At 72.0% G+C, this 18,984-nt stretch carries 19 protein-coding genes; 15 read left to right on the top strand and 4 right to left on the bottom strand.

Going from position 1 to position 18,984, the window contains the following annotated elements:
- Positions 1-50 precede the first annotated feature (50 nt).
- The gene (locus F1734_RS19685) at positions 51-1,040 is read left to right on the top strand and encodes an iron-siderophore ABC transporter substrate-binding protein (RefSeq protein ID WP_040272234.1); all 990 of its coding nucleotides are present in this window, start codon (positions 51-53) and stop codon (positions 1,038-1,040) included.
- A 130-nt stretch (positions 1,041-1,170) separates the two neighbouring features.
- Here F1734_RS19685 and F1734_RS19680 read toward each other — a convergent pair whose 3' ends face one another.
- Together F1734_RS19680 and F1734_RS19675 are read right to left on the bottom strand one after the other, a co-directional pair.
- A complete protein-coding gene (locus F1734_RS19680; RefSeq protein ID WP_010592005.1) occupies positions 1,171-1,662 on the bottom strand; it encodes a SixA phosphatase family protein in 492 nt (163 codons plus the stop codon).
- A 23-nt stretch (positions 1,663-1,685) separates the two neighbouring features.
- A complete protein-coding gene (locus tag F1734_RS19675) occupies positions 1,686-2,513 on the bottom strand; it encodes an acyl-[acyl-carrier-protein] thioesterase (protein ID WP_010592004.1) in 828 nt (275 codons plus the stop codon).
- A 154-nt stretch (positions 2,514-2,667) separates the two neighbouring features.
- On the opposite strand from F1734_RS19675, the gene F1734_RS19670 reads away from it, so the two are divergent.
- The 8 genes from F1734_RS19670 (at position 2,668) to F1734_RS19635 (ending at position 9,393) form a co-directional block, all read left to right on the top strand.
- Positions 2,668-4,362 (top strand): FAD-dependent oxidoreductase, encoded by a 1,695-nt coding sequence (locus F1734_RS19670; protein ID WP_010592003.1) that lies wholly within the window; start codon positions 2,668-2,670, stop codon positions 4,360-4,362.
- A 304-nt stretch (positions 4,363-4,666) separates the two neighbouring features.
- Complete coding sequence (locus F1734_RS19665) at positions 4,667-6,196, top strand: DHA2 family efflux MFS transporter permease subunit (RefSeq protein ID WP_017680014.1); 1,530 nt, start codon at positions 4,667-4,669, stop codon at positions 6,194-6,196.
- A gap of 101 nt (positions 6,197-6,297) precedes the next feature.
- Positions 6,298-6,786, top strand: a complete 489-nt coding sequence (locus F1734_RS19660; protein ID WP_017680013.1) for a Rieske (2Fe-2S) protein — start codon at positions 6,298-6,300, stop codon at positions 6,784-6,786.
- A gap of 88 nt (positions 6,787-6,874) precedes the next feature.
- Complete coding sequence (locus F1734_RS19655) at positions 6,875-7,513, top strand: hypothetical protein (protein ID WP_040271974.1); 639 nt, start codon at positions 6,875-6,877, stop codon at positions 7,511-7,513.
- Positions 7,514-7,548: 35 nt separating this feature from the next.
- Complete coding sequence (locus tag F1734_RS19650; protein ID WP_040271976.1) at positions 7,549-8,112, top strand: DUF6529 family protein; 564 nt, start codon at positions 7,549-7,551, stop codon at positions 8,110-8,112.
- A gap of 42 nt (positions 8,113-8,154) precedes the next feature.
- Positions 8,155-8,607, top strand: coding sequence for a QcrA and Rieske domain-containing protein (locus F1734_RS19645; protein ID WP_017680010.1), 453 nt, complete (start codon positions 8,155-8,157; stop codon positions 8,605-8,607).
- Between the two features lie 59 nt (positions 8,608-8,666).
- On the top strand, positions 8,667-9,035 hold the full coding sequence (locus tag F1734_RS19640) for a YidH family protein (protein WP_010591997.1): 369 nt from the start codon (positions 8,667-8,669) through the stop codon (positions 9,033-9,035).
- A 37-nt stretch (positions 9,036-9,072) separates the two neighbouring features.
- Positions 9,073-9,393 carry a DUF202 domain-containing protein gene (locus F1734_RS19635; RefSeq protein ID WP_010591996.1) on the top strand — a complete coding sequence of 107 codons (321 nt, stop codon included), beginning with the start codon at positions 9,073-9,075 and terminating at the stop codon, positions 9,391-9,393.
- Positions 9,394-9,468: 75 nt separating this feature from the next.
- On the opposite strand, the gene F1734_RS19630 is transcribed toward F1734_RS19635, so the two are convergent.
- Positions 9,469-9,900, bottom strand: a complete 432-nt coding sequence (locus F1734_RS19630) for a PaaI family thioesterase (RefSeq protein WP_040271979.1) — start codon at positions 9,898-9,900, stop codon at positions 9,469-9,471.
- A 63-nt stretch (positions 9,901-9,963) separates the two neighbouring features.
- Between F1734_RS19630 and F1734_RS19625 the strand changes: the two genes are divergently transcribed.
- The gene (locus F1734_RS19625; RefSeq protein WP_017680005.1) at positions 9,964-10,881 is read left to right on the top strand and encodes a LysR family transcriptional regulator; all 918 of its coding nucleotides are present in this window, start codon (positions 9,964-9,966) and stop codon (positions 10,879-10,881) included.
- A gap of 118 nt (positions 10,882-10,999) precedes the next feature.
- Positions 11,000-12,640, top strand: a complete 1,641-nt coding sequence (locus tag F1734_RS19620; RefSeq protein WP_017680004.1) for an MFS transporter — start codon at positions 11,000-11,002, stop codon at positions 12,638-12,640.
- Positions 12,641-12,665: 25 nt separating this feature from the next.
- On the opposite strand, the gene F1734_RS19615 is transcribed toward F1734_RS19620, so the two are convergent.
- On the bottom strand, positions 12,666-13,547 hold the full coding sequence (locus tag F1734_RS19615; protein WP_026137587.1) for an EamA family transporter: 882 nt from the start codon (positions 13,545-13,547) through the stop codon (positions 12,666-12,668).
- 145 nt (positions 13,548-13,692) lie between these two features.
- On the opposite strand from F1734_RS19615, the gene F1734_RS19610 reads away from it, so the two are divergent.
- The 4 genes from F1734_RS19610 to F1734_RS19595 are packed head-to-tail and all read left to right on the top strand — an operon-like array spanning position 13,693 to position 18,981.
- Positions 13,693-14,484: a TIGR03084 family metal-binding protein gene (locus F1734_RS19610; RefSeq protein ID WP_010591990.1), complete on the top strand. Its 792-nt coding sequence runs from the start codon at positions 13,693-13,695 to the stop codon at positions 14,482-14,484.
- Entirely contained in the window at positions 14,481-16,241 is a 1,761-nt protein-coding gene (locus F1734_RS19605) for an acyclic terpene utilization AtuA family protein (RefSeq protein ID WP_010591989.1), read from the top strand. Before F1734_RS19610 ends, F1734_RS19605 begins: the two co-directional genes overlap by 4 nt.
- Positions 16,238-17,386, top strand: a complete 1,149-nt coding sequence (locus F1734_RS19600) for an acyl-CoA dehydrogenase family protein (protein ID WP_010591988.1) — start codon at positions 16,238-16,240, stop codon at positions 17,384-17,386. The genes F1734_RS19605 and F1734_RS19600 overlap by 4 nt, the downstream gene beginning before the upstream one ends.
- The gene (locus F1734_RS19595) at positions 17,383-18,981 is read left to right on the top strand and encodes an acyl-CoA carboxylase subunit beta (protein ID WP_010591987.1); all 1,599 of its coding nucleotides are present in this window, start codon (positions 17,383-17,385) and stop codon (positions 18,979-18,981) included. The genes F1734_RS19600 and F1734_RS19595 overlap by 4 nt, the downstream gene beginning before the upstream one ends.
- Positions 18,982-18,984: the final 3 nt, after the last annotated feature.

Below are 18,984 nucleotides of genomic sequence, written 5' to 3'. Positions count from 1 at the left end.
CTCCTAATTAATCGAAGGGAACGCCAGTGCCGTCGACCCGAATCCCGAGATTGCTTGCCGCAGCCGGTCTCGCCCTCGCATTCGTCCTGACCGCGTGCTCGTCGGGCGGCGACGACCCCTCCGAGGCATCCGGCTCGGGCGCGGGCGCGTTCCCCGTGACGATCGAGCACGCCCTCGGCAGCACCACGATCGAGACCGAACCCGAACGGGTGGTCACGTGGGGCTTCGGGAGCACCGACGCCGCGCTCGCGCTCGGGGTCGTCCCCGTCGCCATGCCGGCACAGCCGTACGGCGGTGACGAGCAGGGTGTCCTGCCGTGGATCGGAGACGAGCTCACCGAACTCGGTGCCGAGACACCGACGATCCTGCAGAACGACGGCACGGACGTGCCGGTCGAGCAGATCGCGGCGGCCCGCCCGGACGTCATCCTCGCCAACTACTCCGGGCTCACCCAGGATCAGTACGACACCCTCAGCCGGATCGCTCCCACCGTCGCGTACCCCGGTGAGCCGTGGGCCACCCCGTGGCGTGACGTCGTCTCCACGGTCGGGCAGGCGCTGGGCCGGTCCGCCGACGCCGAGCGCCTGATCGCCGACACCGAGGCGATCATCGCCGACAAGGCCGCCGCGTACCCGCAGTTGCAGGGCCGCACCGTCGCCGCGGTATGGGACACGGGTGACACGTTCTACGTCTACAAGCCCGCCGATTCGCGGGTGGAGTTCCTCACCGACCTCGGTCTCGTCAGCGCCCCGAGCGTCACCGAACTGAGCACGGACGAGTCCAGCTTCTACTTCACGATGAGCTTCGAGGAGGTCGGCAAGCTCACCAGCGACATCCTCCTCTCCTACGCCGACGACGCCGCAGCGCAGGAACGCACCCTCGCCCAGCCGTGGGCGCAGACCATGCAGCAGGTCACCGAAGGCAGGGTGGCGACGGTGAACGGCACCGAGCTGATCGCCGCGGTGTCGCCCCCCACGGTCCTGTCCCTGACCTGGGGGATAGATGCCTACCTGGAGGCGCTCGCCGCCGCGGTGAAGTAGGGGCTCGCCGCGGTGCAGTAGGGGCGGCTCGCCGCGGTGCAGTAGGGGCGGCTCGCCGCGGTGCAGTAGGGGCGGCTCGCCGCGGTGCAGTAGGGGCGGCTCGCCGCCGTGCAGTAGCGGCCGTTCCCGGTCAGCGCGGGATGTGGAAGTCGACCAGGGCGGCCTCACCGGCACCGAGGTCGTGCCACGTCCCGCGCACCTCGAGCACCGCCACGGCGGAAGTCGGGAACTTCTCGACGATCTGACGGGCGGCGTCGGAGTCGTGGTCGGCCGAGAGCAACAGCGTCGTCGCCGACAGGACGGGCTCGTGTCCCACGACGAGCAGCGTGGACACGTCGTCCGGGACCCGGCGGATCGCGGCGACCACCCGCTCCGGTGTGGTCTCGTAGAGGTCGTCGAGGAAGTCGGTGGACGCCTCGACGGCGGCCTCTGCGAGCGTCTTGCGGGCCCGCGTCGCGGTCGAACACAGCACCGCGTCGACGGGGGGCTGGTGGGCCCGCAGCCAGCGCCCGGCGAGACCGGCCTCGCGCCGCCCGCGGGGGGCGAGCGGGCGCTCGTGATCGGCGACGTCGTCCGGGTACGCGGACTTCCCGTGCCGCAACAGGATCAGGGTGCGGGTCATGGGTTCACCCTAGGCGGTGACGTTCACCGGCGGCCGACGCGTGCCACCGCCCGCACCTCGTCGTCGACCGTGAACCACAGGGTCAGCGAGTCGGCGTCGTGCCGGGCGCGCAGGACGAGCGTGTCGCCGGCGACAACCGGTCGAAGATGCTCGATCGCCGCACGATACGGGGCCGTCTGCAACTCCGGCCGTCCGGCGAGGTGCTCCTCGATGCCGTGCCAGTAGGCGGCGTTGTTGACGTGGTCGAACGGGTCGATGTCGGTGGCCCGCAGCGGGAAGTGCGTGCCGGCGTCGGCGTCTGCGGACGGCGTGGGCGGCAACCATGCCCGCCACCGCAGACGGGTGTCCGCGGCGTGACGAGCCATGTGTTCCCAGAGCCGGTCGCTGATCCGAGCCGGCATGCCGTTGGTGGGCCCGATGTTGATCCAGAACGCCGACGTGTCCATCGCGGCGCCGCCGGTGCCCTCGAACCGCACACGGACGTTGGCCCATCGCGTGGACAGGGCGTCACACCATCGGCGCAGTTCGAGCTGTTCCCGGAAGCGGGCCGGCCGGTGCACGTCGACGACGGTGCGGCGCACGATCCACAGCGGATCGGTGTCGGTGGCGTCGACGGCGTCGAGGTTGTCGGTGCCGATGTCCTGCAGGTAACGGGCCACGCCGTCGAGCCGGAGCCGTTCCCGGCTGTCGACGTCGCCGGTGCGCACCGTGCGCGTGGACCGGAACGCGTCGTCGGGCGGGGGAGCGGTGGCGAGGGGCTGCGCCCAGGCGTCCTCGGGTACGTGCTTTCCCGGTGCCGCTGCCGCGGCGGTATCCGTAGGTGCCGCTCCCGCGGCGGTATCCGAACCCATGCGTCCCCCTGGTCTTCGTCGGGCCCCGCCGATTCTGACAGTTGCGGGGCAGGCCCGCAGCGAATCTTGCGAGCGGCGGACCCCGAGGCTACAGTCGATATAACTGTTACCGGATGTCACATGAAATCCGGTCCCGGCTCTTCGAGGACGCGACATGGCCTACGTGATCACCCAGACGTGCTGCAACGATGCGAGCTGCGTCGCCGTGTGCCCGGTGAACTGCATCCATCCCACTCCGGAGGAGCGGGAGTTCGCACAGACCGAGATGCTGCACATCGATCCGCAGACCTGCATCGACTGCGGCGCGTGCGCGGACGCCTGCCCGGTCGAGGCGATCTTCCCCGAGGACCGGCTCACCGAGGCTCAGACCCGGTTCAAGGACATCAACGCGGAGTACTACACGGCGCATCCGATGCCCGAGAACTGGAACCCGCTCACCCCGACGCCCGCCCCGCCCCGGGGGCAGGAGACTCTGCGCGTCGCGGTTGTCGGGGCCGGGCCGGCGGCGTGCTACGCCGCGCAGGAACTACTCGAGCGCTCGAATGTCGAGGTGGAGATGTTCGACCGGCTGCCGACCCCCTGGGGCCTGGTCCGCAGCGGCGTCGCGCCCGACCATCCCGGGACGAAGGCTGTCACCGAGTCGTTCGAGTGGTCGTTCCGTCGCGAGGCGTTCGCCCTGCACCTCGACGTCGAGGTGGGCCGCGACATCGACCACGACGAGCTGCTCGCCCATCACCACGCCGTCGTCTACGCCACCGGCGCGTCCGCCGACCGCAGTCTCGGCATTCCCGGCGAGGACCTGCCCGGCAGCCATGCCGCCACCGAGTTCGTCGCCTGGTACAACGGCCACCCCGACTACGCCGACCGGGTCTTCGATCTCTCCGGTGAACGCGCCGTCCTCGTCGGCAACGGCAACGTCGCACTCGACGTCGCCCGCATTCTCACCATGGACGTCGACGAGCTGGCCCGGACCGACATCGCCGACCACGCGCTCGAGGCGCTGCGCCGGAGCAACATCCGCGAGGTCGTCCTGCTGGGCCGCCGAGGGCCGGCGCAGGCGGCCTACAGCAATCCGGAGTTCCTCGCCCTCGGTGATCTGAACGGGGTCGACGTCGTCGTCGACGAGTCCGAGCTCGACCTCGACCCCGCCAGCGCGGAGCTCGCCGCGGCGGATCCCGCCGTCGCGATGCGGATGCGGCTCGCCCGCGAGTACGCGCGCCGCGAACCCCGGCCGGGGAACAAGCGCATCGTGTTCCGTTACCTCGTGTCACCCACCGCGATCGAGGGCACCGACCGGGTCACGGGCCTGCGGGCGGTGCGCAACGAACTGATCCCCGGCGACGACGGTGCGCTCGTCGCCCGCCCCACCGAGCAGACCCTGCATCTCGACGCGCAGCTGGTGCTGCGCTCGATCGGCTACCGCGGGGTTCCGCTCCCGGGGGTGCCGTTCGACGAGCGGCGCGCGATCGTTCCCAACGAGGACGGGCGGGTCACCGGGGCCGGACCTGGCGTGTACGTCGCCGGGTGGATCAAGCGCGGGCCGAGCGGCGTGATCGGCACCAACAAGGCATGCGCCAAGGAAACGGTCGCGGCTCTGCTCGCCGACTTCGACGCCGGTCGGCTCGCGCGGCCGGCGTACGGCCGGCGGGAACTCGATCGCCTGCTCGGGCAGCGGCGCCCGAGCCGGGTGGGACTGAGCGGCTGGCACGAGATCGACGAGGCCGAGCGCGCGGCCGGTCGTGCGGCCGGCCGGCCACGGGTCAAGCTGACCGATCGTGCGCGCCTGACGAAGACGGCGGCCGGCCGCCCGCGGTCGGGACGCAGCCTGCTGCGTCTGGTCCGCCGATAACCGGTTGGGGCTTCGTCTGCACCGGCACTAGAATCTTCCGACGGTGCCCGGCACCGCCCGCGGCGACGTCCGCCGGGGGAGCGCAGGCCGGGATGTCGATCCGCCGCGCTGTCGGGGCGCGCGCTGGTCGCCGGGCACGTCGAGGGTGACACGCGGTCCACACCGGCGGTGACACGCGGCTCGCGCCGGCGGTGACACGCGGCTCGCGCCGAGACGGTCGTCGCCGTCCGGCACGACGTGGTGCCCGGCCCTCGACTCCGTTCCGGCAGGTCCGCCTGCCCTCGCGCCTCGAGAGGACCGACCCATGACAGCCCCCCATGCGGGCCCGGCCGCCGCGCCGGTGAGCGACAAGCTCGACGCGGCAGTTCTGAAGATCGCCTCGGTGGTGGTGCTCGGCGCCATCATGTCGATTCTCGACGTGACCGTCGTCTCCGTCGCTGTGCCGACGTTCATGGAGGAGTTCGACGCCGGCTACGCGACCGTCGCGTGGACCATGACCGCCTACACGCTGGCGCTCGCCAGCGTGATTCCGCTCACAGGCTGGGCCGCGGACCGATTCGGCACCAAGCGCCTCTACCTCGCCGCACTCGTCCTGTTCGTCGCCGGTTCCGTGCTGTGCAGCATGGCGTGGGACATTTCTTCGCTCATCGCATTCCGGGTCGTGCAGGGCCTCGGTGGCGGCATGCTCATGCCGCTCGGCATGACGATCATGACCCACGCGGCGGGCCCGCACCGGGTCGGCCGCGTGATGGCGGTGCTCGGTATCCCGATGCTGCTGGGCCCGATCGGCGGCCCGATTCTCGGCGGGTGGCTGATCGACACCGCCAGCTGGCACTGGATCTTCCTGATCAACCTGCCCATCGGTGTCCTGGCGCTCGTCGCCGCCGTGGTGATCCTGCCCAAGGACCGCCCGAGCAGGTCCGAGTCCTTCGACTTCGTGGGCATGGCGCTCCTGTCGCCGGGGCTGGCGCTGTTCCTGTTCGGTGTCTCCTCCATCCCGGAGGTCGGCACCGTCGCCGCGACGCGGGTCCTCGTTCCCGGCGTGATCGGCGTCGCGCTGATCGCCGCGTTCGTGTTCCACGCCATGCGCGCCCGGAACCCGCTCATCGACCTGTACCTGTTCCGCAACCGCCAGCTGACGTTCGCGGTGCTCACCATGTCGGTGTTCGCGATCGCGTTCTTCGGTGCGGGGCTGCTGTTCCCCAGCTACTTCCTCCAGGTGCGGGGCGAGTCGACCCTGGCGGCGGGCATCCTGCTCGCACCGCAGGGCCTCGGCGCCATGCTCACCATGCCGGTCGCCGGCCGGCTCGTCGACCAGATAGGCCCCGGGAAGATCGTGCTCGTCGGCCTGACCCTCGTCACGCTCGGTATGGCGGTCTTCACGCAGGTGGGCACGGACACCTCCTACGTCCTGCTCCTCGGCGCGCTGTTCGTCATGGGCATGGGCATGGGCGCCACGATGATGCCGACGATGACGGCCGCGCTGCAGACGCTGACCCATCAGAGCGTGGCCCGCGGGTCGACACTGATGAACATCGTCCAGCAGGCCGCCGGCTCCGTGGGCACCGCGACCATGTCGGTGATCCTGAGCAGCCGCCTCGCGACCCCGGCGGGGGCACCCGAGGGCGGGGGACAGATGGACCAGGCGGCGCTCGACCAGATGCCCGCACCGGTACAGGAATCGATCCTCACCTCGCTCGCCGACGCGTTCGCGACCACGTTCCTCGTCGCGACCGTTCTCATGGCGCTCGCGGTGATCCCCGCGCTGTTCCTGCCGCGCACCCGCGTCAAGCATCCGGCGGGGGAGGGACTGCAGCCGGTCGTCGTCCACTGAACCACCCGCCCGGAGGGGCCGTGACGTAGGTCGCGGCCCCTCCGCGCGTCTGCGGCTAACCTCGTTCCGGCACCACGACGGCGACCCGAACGGACGATCCCATGAGCATCGAACCCACCGACCCACGCTCCGCGTCGACAGACGGACAGCCGCGTCTGTGCCGGCGCACCCTCTTCGGCGGGGCCGGTGCCGTCGCCGCCGCCGCGGTCCTGTCCGCGTGCGGCGCCGAGAGCGAGGGCACCGAGCGGGCAAGCACCGACAGCGCCCCCGCCGCGCCGACCACGCCGCCGGAGCCCGGTCCGGACGCCACGGTCGTCGCCGCCGCGGCCGACATCCCGGTGGGCAGCGGCGTCCTGTTCGCCGACCGGCGTCTCGTGGTGACGCAGCCCGTCGCCGGGGACTACCGGGCGTTCGTCGCGCTGTGCACGCATTCGGGGTGCAACATCACCGGTGTCGAGGCCGACGAGATCGTCTGCGACTGTCACGGCAGCCGGTTCCGTCTGGACGGGACCGTGAGCCGAGGTCCCGCCCGCAAGCCGCTGAAGGCGCGCCCGGCCGCGGCCCGCGGTGCGGACGTCGTCGTCGACTGATCTACGCGATCGGCTGAGCGGACGGGCGGGGGCGGAGTAGATTCGACCGCGACATCATCCCTGAAGTGCTGACCGGCAAGGGGACCCCATGGTGCGCAGGGGGCCGTTGATCACGTTGGCGGCGGTGGTGGTCCTCGCCGCCGTGCTGCTCGCGGTGAATGTCTCCAAGGAGGACGACGGCGCGACGCCGGCCCCGGGTCCTGCCGCGACGGCGGCGCCGGACCCCACGACGACGGCGACCTCGGCTGCGGTGGAGTTCCCCGCGCAGGCCACCTACGTCGGACAGATCCCCGTCGCGACCGGGACTCTCACGCTCGCGATCGCCGTCGAGGGCGAGGACGCCGTCGCGTACGCGTGCGACGGCAGCGCGGTCGAGTCGTGGCTGGCCGGCGACGCAGAGGCCGGCCGGCTCGAGCTCGAGGGCCGGGAAGGAGCCCGTCTCGAGGGCGAGTTCGACGGCGCGACGGTGCGCGGCACCCTGTGGCTCGGCGACCGCAGCTGGACCTTCGACGCCGCGCCGGCCGAACCGCCCGCCGGCCTCTACCTCGCGAACGTCGGCGATGTCCGGGCGAGCTGGATCGTCACGCAGGACGGAACCGTCACGGGCGTGCTCCGCGGCGGCGACGGCGGCACCACACCTGCCCCGGCCCTCGCACCCGACGGGACGGCGGTCGTCGACGGGGAGACCGTGACCGCGGACCCGGTGTCCGGCAGCGACACATTCTGACGTGCCACCGCGCGGTGACACCGAGAGGAGGACGGATGAGCACACCGCAGGTCCATCCCGCCGCGCCGCCGCGCACGGCCCCCGTGATCGTCGCATTCCTGGTGGGTGCCCTCGTCGCGGTGGGGCTCGGCGCCTACGGCCGTGTGCACGAGCCGGCCTTCTTCTCGATCAACGTCGCCGGGTTCTCCAGCCCGACCGCGGTCAAGACCTGGCTGGCGACCCTCGCCGGCGTGCTGGCACTGGTGCAACTCGTCTCGGCGGCCGGGATGTACGGCCGGTTGCCGGGACTGCGCACGCCGAGCTGGATCGGGACCCTGCACGTATGGTCGGGCCGCCTCGCTGTGCTGGCGACCGTCCCCGTCGCCGTGCACTGCCTGTATGCGCTCGGTTTTCGCACCGGCGAGCCGCGGGTGCTGTGGCACTCGCTGGCGGGATGCCTCCTCTACGGGGCGTTCGTCACCAAGATGCTGCTGCTCAGTCGGCGGGGCCTGCCGGGATGGGCGGTTCCGGTGGCCGGCGGTGTCCTGTTCACGGCGATCGTGGTCGTGTGGACGACCTCGGCGCTGTACTTCTTCCGCACGACGGGCATCACGTTCTGACGCACCGACCCACTGTGTCCCTCCCACGATCGGAGCCGGAAAATGGATCTCGAGCAGTTTCCCGTCAGCCGCCGTTCGGTGCTGCTCGGTGCCGGGGTGGCCGCCGTGGCCGCCGCCGCGGCCTGCAGCACGTACGGCGACGAGCCGGCCTCCGGGCAGACCTCCGCGGCGGAGGACGCCGGCACCGGGGCCCCGGCCGGCGCGGCTGCAGGACAACCCCTCGCGGCCGTCGCCGACATCCCCGTCGGCGGGGGACAGGTTTTCCCCGATCAGAAGGTCGTGGTGACCCAGCCGGCCGCGGGCGAGGTGCTCGCGTTCAGCGCGATCTGCACCCATCAGGGCTGCACGGTCGCGGCCGTGCAGGACGGCACGATCAACTGTCCCTGCCACGGCAGCCGGTTCAACCTCGACGGCACCGTCGCGAACGGTCCCGCCGCGCGTCCCCTCGAGAGCAGGGCTGTCACCGTCGACAACGGCGAGATCACACTCGCGTAATCGGTTCCGCCGTCCCGTCGCCGGACCGTCCGGGGCGGCACCGGGATAGGGTCGACTGCGTGATCGGACCTCTGCGCGACTGGCGGCCGCGGGCGTTGCGTGACGGCGACGAACCCGACGCCCGCTTCACCCTCGCCAACGAGCGCACGTTCCTCGCGTGGATCCGCACCGCGCTCGGCGTGATCGCGGCGGCCGTCGCGCTCGAGACCTTCGCCGGCGACGTCGTGGGACCGGTGGTGCGCACCACGCTGGCGTGCGCCCTGCTGGTCTTCTCCGCGGTCCTCGTGGTCGCCGCACTGCGGCGCTGGCTGCAGATCGAGGCCGCGATGCGCACCGCACGCCCCCTGCCGCCGCCGCGGATCGCCTTCCTGCTCGCCGCGATGCTGGCGGTCGGGGCTCTGGCCCTCGCCGCGGCGCTCCTCCTGTGACCGTGCCACCGGGTCCACGACGCGAGCCGGGTCGGCGATGAGACACGACGACCCCGGGTTGCAGCCGGAGCGCACCACTCTCGCGTGGCTGCGCACGGCGACCGGCCTGGGAGCGGTGGTCCTGCTGTTCCTGCGCCTGGCGCCCGGCCCGGCACCCGTGGTGGTGGCGATCGGCCTGCTGTGCCTGCTGCCGGCGCTCGTGCTGCTCGTGACGAGCGGACGCGAGCACCGGGCCCGGGTGAGCCGCTTCATCGAGGGACGGGCGAAGCATCACTGGTGGCGCAACATCGTCCTGACCGTCACGGTCGTCGTCCTGGCGCTCGCCGCCACCGCGCTCATCGTCACGTCGAAGGTGTGAGCGCCGCCCAGGCCGAGGCTCCGGCCGGTTCGGCTCCTTGGAACCGGACCAGACCCGTCCGGGCCACCGCGGCCCCTACGAACCGGCCCCCTGCCCCGAACGCCGGTCGAGGTCGATCACCCGGGCGCCGCCCTGCGCCGCGGCCACCCTGGTCTCGGTACCGTCCTCGGTCACGGCGACGATCTCGCACCGGCACAGCGCCTGTCGCCGGCTCGAGTCGACGACCGTCGCCTCGGCTCGCAGCAGCGTGCCGCGACCCGGGCGCAGGTAGTCGATGGTGAACCCGGTGGTCACGATGGACGATCCGAGCACGGTTCCCGCTGCGAAGGTCAGGGAATTGTCCGCCGCATAGGCCAGCACTCCACCGTGTACGAACCCGAACTGCTGCAGCAATTCCGGGCGCAAAGGGATCTCGAGCACCGCGCGTCCCGGCTCGTACCCGACGACCCGGGCACCGACCAGGACGCTGAACGGTTGCGCGGCGAGCACGGCCGCCGCGTCGTCCACTCCGCGAAGTTCCACGGCCTGCAGTCTGCCCCACCCTGTCGGGAAGGGCCATATCATTCGCGCATGACGCAGCCACCTCCGTCGCCGACGGTCCGTTGGCCCGACCTCGCCGCCCTCGAACTGCTCGTCGGCATCGACGATCACGGCGGGCTCGGCGCGGCTGCTCGCGCGGCCGGTGTCGCGCAACCCAATGCCAGCCGTGCGGTGCGCCGCCTCGAGAAGCAGCTCGGGGCCGTGCTCGTGCGCCGGGGGCGCGCCGGGTCGGCGCTCACCCCGGAGGGCACCGTGGTCGCGCACTGGGCGCGGCAGACCCTCACCGACGCCCGTCGACTGCTCGACGCCGCGGCGGCGTTGCGCACCGACCGGCAGGCCGAACTGACCGTGGCGGCCAGCATGACCGTCGCCGAACACCTCATCCCGCGCTGGCTGGGCCGCTTCCGCGGTCTCCACGACGACGTGCACATCCAGTTGCAGGTCCACAACTCGCGGCAGGTGTGCGACGCCGTCGCGGCAGGCCGCTGCCACGTCGGATTCGTCGAAGCTCCCGCCGTTCCACCGGGACTGCACAGCACCCCGGTGGCGCAGGACCGGCTGGTGGTGGTCGTCACGCCGGCTCATCCGTGGGCGCGCCGCCGGCGACCGCTCACCGTCGCCGAACTCGCGGCGACGCCGCTCGTCGTGCGTGAGGAGGGGTCGGGGACGCGGCACACGCTCGACCTCGCCCTGCGCGAGTTCGATCGGCCGGCACCTCTGCTCGAGCTCGGCAGCGGCGCCGCGGTACGCACCGCGGCGCTCGGGGGTGTCGGTCCGGCCGTGCTCAGCACCTTGGCCGTGGCCGACCACCTCGCGGCCGGGGAACTGCGGGCCGTCGACGTCGAGGGCCTCGATCTGGCCCGCACCCTGCGCGCGGTGTGGCGCCCCCCTCGCAAGCTCGCCGGCCCGGCCGGGGACCTGGTGCGGATGATCGTCCGCGGCGCCTGATCGCGTGCCGATCGCCCCGATCGGCCCGGATCAGCGTTCCGGTGCGTCATCATGATCGTCGAGGACACTGCCATCGGGAGTGGGACATGGACGCATCGCGGCACCACGGGACGTCGCGGTGACGGTCGCCGAGGTCGACCGTCGCCCGCAGCGAGCGGGCTCGGTCCTCGCGACGCTGATCCTGGTCGCCACCGTCGCCAACCTCAATCTCTCGGTGGCCAACATCGCACTGCCCGCGATCGGCCGGGCATTCGACGCGAGCCAGACGGAGTTGAACCTGGTCGCCGTCGGGTATTCGCTGGGTCTGGCCGCGTCGGTGCTGTACCTGGGGGCGCTCGGGGACCGCTACGGCCGCAAGCAGTTGCTCGTGCTCGGTGTCGCCCTGTCGATACCCACGTGTCTGCTGGCGGCCTTCGCGCCGAACATCGAGGTGCTGTTCGCGGCCCGGCTGGCCGGCGGTCTCGCCGCGGGACTGGCATATCCCACCACTCTGGCGCTGATCACCGCGTTGTGGTCGGGAGCCTCACGGACCCGCGCGATCGCGTTGTGGTCGGCGACCGGCGGGGCGGTCGCCGCGCTCGGACCGCTGTTGTCCGGTCTGCTCCTCGAGTACTTCTACTGGGGCTCGGCCTTCCTGATCACCCTGCCGCTCGCCGCCCTCGCCCTCGTGGCGGCCGCAGTGCTGATCCCCGCGCACGTCAACGAGACCACCGGTCCCGTCGACCATGTCGGCGGAGTCCTGTCGGTGCTGTTCGTGGCGGCGCTCGTGATGACGGTCAACCTCGCACCCGAGAGCGGCCGCGCCACGGCAGCCCTGGTCTGCGCGGCCGTCACCGCCGTCGCGGGCGCGGTGTTCGTGTGGCGGCAACGGCGGGTGCCCGAGCCGCTGTTCGACCTGAAGGTGGCCGCGCGGCCGACGTTCTGGGTGGCTGCGGTGGCAGGCATCATCGTGTTCGGAACCCTGATGGGCGCGATGTTCGTCGGGCAGCAGTTTCTGCAGAACGTGCTCGGTTACTCCACGCTCGCCGCCGGGTCGACGATCCTCCCCGCCGCCGCGTGCATGCTCGTCGTGGCTCCGTACTCGGCCCGCCTGGTCGAGAGCCGGGGTGCCCGCACCACATTGCTGCTCGGCTACGCGTTCATCCTCCTCGGGCTCACCGTCGCACTGACGATGTGGGACGAGACCTCCAGCTACTGGCAGATCGCCCTCGCGTACGCCTTCGTCGGGGCCGGGGTGGGTTTCGCCGGCACGCCCGCCTCGCGCTCGCTCACCGGCTCGGTGCCGGTGACCCGCGCCGGGATGGCGTCCGCGACGGCCGACCTGCAGCGGGACCTGGGCGGGGCCGTGATGCAGTCGGTCCTCGGGGCGTTGCTCACCGCCGGGTACGTGGCGTCGATCTCGGCGGCCGTCGCATCGTCGCCGGACGCGGACGAGATCAGCGACCAGACCCAGGCTGCGCTGACCAAGTCGTTCGCGAGTGCCGCCGATCTCGCGGAGCGGTACCCGCAGTACGCCGACGCCATCATGGCCGCGGCGCGCGCGGCATTCCTCGCCGGGGACACGAAGGCATATGCCGCCGCCCTTCTCGTCGTCGCCGCCGGAGCCGTCCTGGTGTTCTTCGCATTCCCGAAACGCGACGCCGAACGGCGGCTGCTCGCGTCGTACCGCGCTCGAGACGAACGCGCCGAGCCGGCGGTGGACGAACGCGCCGAGCCGGACGGCCGGTCGGAGGCCGCGCCCGGCGACGTGGACCGTTAGCGCGGTTCGCCGCCGCGGTGCCGGGTCAGCGCGGTTCGCTGCTGCCGTGCAGGGCGCCGACTCCGGCGACGATCACCAGCGCGATGCCTGCCGCCGCGGCGGGCTGGACCCATTGGCCGAGCACCAGCGCACCCGCCAGTGCCGCCGCCGCCGGTTCGAGGGCGATGAGGATCGCGAACACGTTTCTCGGCAGATCGCGCAGCGCCCGCATCTCCAGGCTGTAGGGGATCACGGAGGACAGCAGGGCCACCACCGCCCCGGCGCCGAGAATCGCAGGATCGGCCAGGCCGGCGCCGGCGGTTCCGAGACCGAAGGGCAGGACGAGCACCGCCGCGACGGTGGTGGCGACGGTCAGGCCCGCCGCGCCGGAGACGGTGGCGGCCACGTGCGAGCCCGCGACGATGTACCAGGCCCAGCCGGCCGCGGCGAGCAGCGCGAATCCGACCCCGGCCGGGTCGAGCGCGTCGCCGTCCCCACCGAGGCCGCGCGCCCCGAGGAGGGCCACCCCGGCCAGCGCGAGGGCCACCCACAGCGCGTCCCGCGGGCGGCGGGAGAGCACCGCGGCGAGGGTGAGCGGTCCGAGGAACTCGATCGTGACCGCTGCCGCGAGCGGGAGCCGGGCGATCGCCACGTAGAAGAAGCCGTTCATCGCGGCCAGGCTCACCCCGAGGGCGGCCGCGCCGCGCCACTGCGCCCGGCCCCAGTGCCGCACCGACGGCCGTACCGCCGCCCACAGGATCACCGCGGCGAGCGTCAGCCGCAGCGTGACCGTGCCGAGGGCGCCGACGTCGTCGAACAGGGTGCTGGCGAAGGCCGCACCGAACTGCAGGGAGAGCACCGAGCCGAGCACGGCCGCGACGGGCACGGTCCGGCTGCCGCCTCGTGGCGCCCGTGCCGTGCTGCTCATGCGTCCTCCGGAAGTCCCGGGATCCGTCGTCCCGCGTGTGACGAATGTTGCCGCACGGCAGCACGATCGGCAGCAGCGGCGACGCCGCGCAAAAAAACAATCACGAGAGCTTGCTTTTCCGTGCCGCGAGTGTGACTCTGGTCGCATGACGGAGCTGCAACCGCTTCTCGACGATCTGCGTGCCGAGGGCGAGGACCTCGATGCCCTCGTCGCCGACCTCCCGGACGAGCGCTGGGCGACTATGACGCCCGCCGAGGGCTGGACCATCGCCCACCAGGTCGGGCATCTGCTGTGGACCGATCGGGCCGCCCTCACCGCCGTCGAAGACCCGGAGGCGTTCGTCGCCGGGCTCGGCGAGATCACCGACCCGGACCGCTTCGTCGACGACGGGGCGCGGGAGCAGGCCCGCCGGCCGCCGGCCGAACTGCTCGCCGACTGGCGCGCGGCGCGACGCGCCCTCGCCGACGCCCTCGCGGCCGTTCCGGCCGGGACCAGGATCGTCTGGTACGGCCCGCCCATGAGCGCGGCTTCGATGGCCACGGCGCGGCTGATGGAGACCTGGGCGCACGGCGCCGACGTGGCCGACGCGCTGGGCGTCCCCCGGACCCCCACCCACCGGCTGCGCCACATTGCCCATCTCGGTGTCCGCACCCGCGACTTCGCGTTCACCGTGCACGGGCGCACCCCGCCGGCCGAGCCGTTCCGCGTCTGCCTCACCGCTCCCGACGGGCGGGAGTGGACGTGGGGTCCCGAGAGCGCCGCCCAGACCGTCACCGGATCCGCCGTCGACTTCTGCCGCCTGGTGACCCAGCGGGTCCACCGCACCGACACCGACCTCGTCGCCACCGGACCGGACGCGGATGCATGGCTCGAGCTCGCGCAGGCGTTCGCCGGTCCGCCCGGCGCCGGGCGCACCCCGGACGGAGCGACCGCGTGAACGCGCAGCCGGCGGGCCGTGCGGTGCGCATCGGGAACTGTTCCGGCTTCTACGGCGACCGGCTCGCAGCTATGCGGGAGATGCTCGAGGGCGGCGAACTCGACTACCTGACCGGCGACTATCTCGCCGAGCTGACCATGCTCATCCTCGGCCGGGATCGGATGAAGGACCCGGAACTCGGCTACGCCAAGACGTTCCTGCGGCAACTCGAGGACTGTCTCGGGCTCGCCGTCGACAAGGGCGTGAAGATCGTCGCCAATGCGGGGGGACTCAACCCCGCCGGGCTGGCGACGGCCGTGCGCGACCTCGCCGGCCGGCTCGGACTCGACGTCGCCGTCGCCCACGTCGAGGGCGACGATCTCATCGCCCGGGCCGCCGAACTCGGGCTGGCCGCCGATCCGCCGCCCCTGACCGCCAACGCCTACCTCGGCGCCTGGGGCATCGCCGAATGCCTGACCGCCGGCGCCGACCTCGTCGTCACCGGCCGGGTCACCGACGCGTCGGTGATCGTCGGTCCCGCGGCAGCCCACTTCGGTTGGGCCCGGGATGATTTCGACGCTCTCGCGGGCGCGGTGGCAGCCGGGCACGTGATCGAGTGCGGCGCCCAGGCCACCGGCGGCAACTACGCCTTCTTCACCGAGATCGCCGATCTCGACCGGCCGGGCTTCCCGATCGCCGAGATCGAGGCCGACGGAAGTTCCACGATCACCAAGCACCCGGGCACCGGCGGCGCCGTCACCGTCGGCACCGTGACCGCCCAGCTGCTGTACGAGGTGACCGGGGGCCGCTACGCCGGCCCCGACGTCACCACCCGCCTCGACACCGTCCGGCTCACCCCGGACGGCCCGGACCGGGTCCGCATCAGCGGCGTCCGCGGTGAGGCGCCGCCACCCACGCTCAAGGTCTCCCTCAACGCCCTCGCCGGCTTCCGGAACGAAGCGGTGTTCGTCCTCACCGGTCTGGACATCGAGGCCAAGGCCGCCCTGGTGCGGCGGCAGGTGGAGGCGAGCCTGACCACCCGGCCCGCCGAGCTCGAATGGACACTCGCCCGCACCGACCATCCGGACGCCGACACCGAGGAGGCGGCCAGCGCCCTGCTGCGCTGCACCGTCCGCGACCGCGACCCGAAGGTCGTCGGCCGCGCCTTCTCGTCGGTCGCCGTCGAGTACGCGCTGGCCAGCTACCCGGGCTTCGCGCTGACCGCCCCGCCCGGCAACGGACAACCGTACGCGGTGTTCACCCCCGGCTACGTCGGCGCCGCCGAGGTGCCGCACACCGCGGTGCTGCCCGACGGCAACCGGGTCCCGATTCCGTGCGTCACCCCGACGCGTGCACTCGAACCCGTCGGCGAACCCGAGCTCCCCGAGCCGCTACCGCCCGGGCCCGCACGACACGCACCGCTCGGACTCGTCGCCGGCGCCCGCAGCGGCGACAAGGGCGGCGACGCGAACGTGGGGGTGTGGGTGCGCACCGACGACCAGTGGCGGTGGCTGGTGCACACCCTCACCGTCGACACGTTGAAAACCCTCCTGCCCGAATCGAAGAACCTGACCGTGACACGTCACGTGCTGCCGAACCTGCGGGCGGTGAACTTCGTGATCGAGGGCATCCTCGGCCGCGGCGTCGCCTCGCAGGCCCGCTTCGACCCGCAGGCGAAGGGTCTCGGCGAGTGGCTGCGCAGCCGATACCTCTACATCCCCGAGGTCCTCCTGGAGGGCGGCGGGACAGCGAACCCCGAGAGGAAGTACACCGAGTGAGCATCTGGGACACCCCCGAACGCCGCGAGCTGCGCTCGACGGTCCACTCCTTCGTCCGGCGCGAGATCCTGCCGCATCTCGCCGCGTGGGAGCGCGACGGTGAACTGCCCCGCGAACTGCACAAGAAGGCCGCCGCTCTCGGGCTGCTCGGCGCCGGATTCCCCGAGGCCGTCGGCGGTTCCGGGGGCGACGCGGCGGACACCCTCACCGTGTGCGAGGCCTTCCACGAGGCCGGCGCCTCCGGCGGCGCCTTCGCCTCCCTGTTCACCTGCGGCATCGCCCTGCCACACCTCGTCGCCGCCGGCGACGAAGCGCAGATCGGCAAGTGGGTTGCCCCGACCCTCGCGGGTGAGCTCGTCGGCTCCCTCGCGATCACCGAACCCGGCGGCGGCTCCGACGTCGGGCACCTGACCACCACCGCCGTCCGCGACGGCGATCACTACATCGTCGACGGCGCCAAGACCTACATCACCTCCGGCTGCCGCGCCGATTTCGTCGTCACCGCTGTGCGCACCGGCGGCCCCGGTGCCGCCGGTGTCTCGCTGCTCGTGATCGAAAAGGGCACACCGGGTTTCACCGTCTCGCGCAAGCTGGACAAGATGGGCTGGCGTGCCTCCGACACTGCGGAACTGTCGTTCGCCGGTGTGCGCGTGCCGGTCTCGAATCTCGTCGGAGCCGAGAACAGCGGCTTCGCGCAGATCGCGCAGGCGTTCGTCGCCGAGCGGATCGCCCTCGCCGCCCAGGCCTACTCGAGCGCGCAGCGGTGCCTGGATCTGACCGTGTCCTGGTGCCGGGACCGCGAGACGTTCGGCCGGCCCCTGATCTCCCGGCAGTCGGTACAGCGCACCCTCGCCGAGATGGCACGGCGCATCGACGTCGCGCGGGTGTACGGCCGGCGGGTCGTCGAGCGATCCCTCGTCGGTGACGGCGACCTCGTCGCCGAGGTGTGCTTCGCCAAGAACACCGCCGTCGAGGCCGGGGAGTGGGTCGCACACCAGGCCGTGCAGCTCTTCGGCGGCCTCGGCTACATGGCCGAGTCCGAGGTCGAACGACAGTACCGCGACATGCGCATCCTCGGCATCGGCGGCGGCACCACCGAGATCCTCACCGAACTTGCCGCGAAACGATTGGGGTACACCGCGTGAGCATCCTGCAGACGACCGTCGACCCGTCCTCGGCGGAGTACGCCGCCGCGGCCGAGGCGATGGCCGCCCAGCTGGCAGAGCTCGAAGCCGAACACGCCAAGGCCCTCGCCGGCGGCGGGGAGAAGTACGTCCGACGGCACCACGAACGCGGCAAGCTGCTGCCACGCGAACGGATCGAACTGCTCCTCGACCCCGATTCGCCGTTCCTCGAGCTGTCCCCGCTCGCCGCCTGGGGCACCGAGTTCCCGGTCGGCGGCAGCACCGTCACCGGAATCGGCGTCGTCGAGGGCGTCGAATGCCTGATCGTCGCCAACGACCCCACCGTCCGCGGCGGCACGAGCAACCCGTGGACGCTGCGAAAGGGATTCCGCGCCAACGACATCGCGATGCAGAACCGGCTGCCGGTCATCTCCCTCGTCGAGTCGGGCGGCGCCGACCTCCCCACCCAGAAGGAGGTGTTCATCCCCGGCGGGCGCATGTTCCGCGACCTGACACAGCTGTCCGCCGCCGGGATCCCGACCATTGCCCTGGTGTTCGGCAATTCCACCGCGGGTGGCGCCTACATCCCGGGCATGTCGGACCACGTGGTGATGATCGAGAAGCGGTCGAAGGTGTTCCTCGCCGGGCCGCCCCTGGTGAAGATGGCCACGGGCGAGGAATCCGACGACGAATCCCTCGGCGGCGCGGAAATGCACGCCCGCACCTCCGGCCTGGCCGACTACTACGCGGTCGACGAACCCGACGCGATCCGGATCGGCCGGGGCATCGTCCGTCGTCTGAACTGGCGCAAGCAGGGCCCCGAACCCCACCCGGAGGTACGCGAGCCCCGCCACGATCCCGAGGAACTGCTCGGCATCGTGCCCGCCGACCTCAAGGTGCCGTTCGACCCGCGCGAGGTGATCGCCCGCATCGTCGACGACTCCGACTTCGACGAGTTCAAGCCGCTGTACGGGTCGTCGCTCGTCACCGGCTGGGCCCGTCTGCACGGCTACCCGGTGGGAATCCTCGCCAACGCCCGCGGCGTGCTGTTCAGCGAGGAATCCCAGAAGGCCACCCAGTTCATCCAGCTCGCCAACCGTGCGAACACGCCACTGCTGTTCCTGCACAACACCACCGGCTACATGGTCGGCCGCGAGTACGAGGAACGCGGCATGATCAAGCACGGTTCGATGATGATCAACGCCGTCTCCAATTCGACGGTGCCGCACATCTCGATCCTGCTCGGCGCCTCCTACGGGGCCGGCCACTACGGGATGTGCGGCCGCGCCTTCGACCCGCGGTTCCTGTTCGCCTGGCCCAGCGCCAAGTCCGCGGTGATGGGCGGCGCACAGCTCGCGGGCGTCATCTCCATCGTCGGACGGGCCGCTGCCGAGGCGCGCGGTCAGGCGTTCGACGAGGCCGCCGACGAGGCGATGCGCGCGGCGATCGAGAACCAGATCGAGGCGGAGTCGCTGCCGATGTTCCTGTCCGGCCGGCTCTACGACGACGGGGTCATCGACCCGCGCGACACCCGCACCGTGGTGGGGATGTGCCTGTCGGCCATCGCCAACGCGCCGATCGAGGGCACCGACAGCTTCGGTGTCTTCCGGATGTGAGGC

Origin of the sequence: Rhodococcus ruber, from assembly GCF_016804345.1 — a bacterium.
Lineage (GTDB): Bacteria > Actinomycetota > Actinomycetes > Mycobacteriales > Mycobacteriaceae > Rhodococcus > Rhodococcus ruber.
This window is presented reverse-complemented; position numbering and strand designations above follow the sequence as displayed.